Raw genomic sequence first — 2,631 nt, 5'->3', positions numbered from 1 at the left:
GACGGCCGACGGCGCGAGTCTGTCAGCGCTCGAAGCGCTGAACCTGCATGTCGACAAGGGCCTCGAGGTCCGGGGAGCGACCCTGGCTGCCGAGGCGCTCAAGGTGAGTGCCGGCGAGATCGAGGGGGCCGGGAGCATCCTGCTGGCGCAGGGCGAGCTGTCGCTGGTCGCCAAGGCCAAGGTCGATCTGACAAACGCCACCACGCAAGGCGAAGCGCTTGTCGTCGTCGCCGACCACCTGAACCATCGGGGCGCCGAGATGATCGCCGCGCAGGCGCTGTCTCTTTCAGGGCGTGTCATCGACAACTCGTCGGGCAGGCTTCGGGCCGGTCGGGCGCTGACGCTGTGGGCCACGGACGTCGTCAATCGCGATGGGGAGATGCGTGGTGACGGCCTGTCGATCATGGCGTCGACCCTCGACAACGCGGGCCAGGGGTTGATCCTCTCGCAGGGCGCGATGAGCCTGGCGGTGGACAAGATGGAGAACGCCGGCCAGGTCCGATCACAACGGGACTTGTCGATTCGCGCGACGACGCGCATGAGCAACGCGGGTCTGATGCGTGCGGAGGCGGAGGCGGCGGTGGTTGCGGGGCGCCTCGACCAGACCCGTGACGGCGCCTTGACGGCCCAGCGCGCGCTCACCGTGGACGCGCAGGAGATCGACAGCCTGGGTCTTCTCGCGGCGGGGCTGCGGGGTGATGGCACGCTTGCGGGTACCGACGGCCTGACGCTGCGCGTCGCCGGTCAGCTGCGGCAAGGCGGCGCGACGCTCGCGTCGGGCGGCCTGTCCGCCCGGGGCTGGAGCGTGGACCTCGAGGGTGCCCAGTTGCAGGGCGAGCGGATCGCCCTCAGGTCCGACGGGGACCTGATCCTTCGCCGCGCGCGGTCGGCGTCTGGCGGCCTGCGACTCGACGTGGCTGGACTGATCGACACCGGAGGGGCGACGGTCAGCGGCACGGACGTCGCGTTGAACGCACGGCGGTGGACGAATGCGAACGGCGTGCTCGCGCAGACGGGCGAAGGCGGGCAGCTCCTTGTGGTGGCCGATGAGGGCATCGACAACGCCGGGGGGACGATCAGCGCGCAAGGGAGGCTGCTGTCGCTGGGGAGTTCGGCGCTCTCCAATGGGGGCGGCCGCGTGCTCCACGCCGGCGGGGGTGATCTGCTGGTGAGGGTCGATCGCCTGGACGGCGCGGACGGACAACTGCTCGCCGAGGGGCTGTTGACCGTGGACGTCAGCGGCGGCGTCGACCTGGGCGGCGCGACGACCCAGGCCGGGCGGCTCGAGATGCGTGCGGCGAGCCTCGACCACCACGCGGGCCGATTGCGCGTCGACGGTGACGCGGCGGTTCGGATCATCGGGACGATGGAGAACCGCGCGGGTCAGCTCGGCGTGGGAGGCAAGCTCGACATCGACGCGTCCGCGGTGTCGAACCTGTCGGGTCAAGTGGAGGCGGCCCGGGTCGGCATTCGGACCGGAGCGCTGGACAACGGCGCGCAAGGCTTGATCGCCGCTCGCGGCGATGTCGAGATTCACGCCGCGGCGTGGAAGAACGAAGGGGCGGTGCAGGCGGGCGGTCGTGCCGACCTCGCGATCGCCGGGGAACTCAACAACGCGGGAGCGGTGCACGCCCAGGGTGACATGGCGCTGCTCGCGAGCCGGCTGACGCAGTCGGCCACCGGCGTGCTGGCCGCCGAAGGCGGGTTGACCGTGCGCGCGACCGAGGTCAACGCGCTCGGCACGCTGGCGGCGGGGCTCAAGAGGGACAACACGCTCGGCGGCAGCGGTGATCTGCGCCTGGACGTGAGCGGGACCTTGGCGCACGGCGGCACCCTGCTGGCGAGCGGCGCGCTGAGCGCCATCGCGGCCCGCCTCGTGCTCGACGACAGCCAGGCAAGGGCGTCGAGCATGCGACTGGTCGCCACCGACCCCGCGGGCAGCCTGACGATGCACCGATCCGCCTGGTCGACCGGCGGACGGTTCGTCCTGGATGCGGCCGGGCTGGCGGCCAGCGATGGCGCGCGCATCGAGACCGGCGGGACAAGCCTGACCGCGGCGCGCTGGAGCAACGTCGGAGGACGCTGGTGGCAGACGGACACGACGGGCGACATCTCGGTCTCGGTGCGCGGGGGCATCGACAACCGCCAGGGGGACATCGGCGCGAGCGGTCCATCGATGACGCTGTCGGCGGATCTCGTCGACAACACCGGCGGCCGGATCGCCCAGGCAGGCGGCGACTTGACCGCGAGGGTGGGGCAGTGGACGGGGGCGCGGGGACAGCTGTTGTCCTCTGGCGCGCTGTCGTTGATCGGCACCAGGGACGTCGTCCTGAGCGAAGCCACGACGCAGGCGGACCGCATCCGCCTGACCGGGGGCAGCCTCGGGCACGACGGCGGCAAGATGACCGCCGCGCAAGGCCTGACGATCGATGTCGACGGCGGGCTGAGCAATCGCGGCGGCACGCTGGCGGCTGGCGGAACGCTGGAGGTCGAGGGTGCCCGCATCGACAACGGCGCGGGCGGCCTGATGCAGGCTGGCGGCGCGCTGCGCGTGCGCGGGACCGGCGCGGACCTCGTCGACAACCAGGGCGGTCGGCTGCGCGCCGGCGGCGATCTGCTCGTCGACGCGGT

1 protein-coding gene is annotated in these 2,631 nt (G+C 72.1%); it reads left to right on the top strand.

All coding sequences use genetic code 11. The features are described from left to right. Positions 1-2,631 (top strand): translocation/assembly module TamB domain-containing protein (locus MCHT01_RS25300; protein WP_148661738.1); only part of this gene is annotated, 2,631 nt, incomplete at both ends.

The organism is Mitsuaria chitosanitabida ATCC BAA-476 = NBRC 102408 (assembly GCF_001598255.1).
GTDB classification, from domain to species: domain Bacteria; phylum Pseudomonadota; class Gammaproteobacteria; order Burkholderiales; family Burkholderiaceae_C; genus Roseateles; species Roseateles chitosanitabidus.
This window is presented reverse-complemented; position numbering and strand designations above follow the sequence as displayed.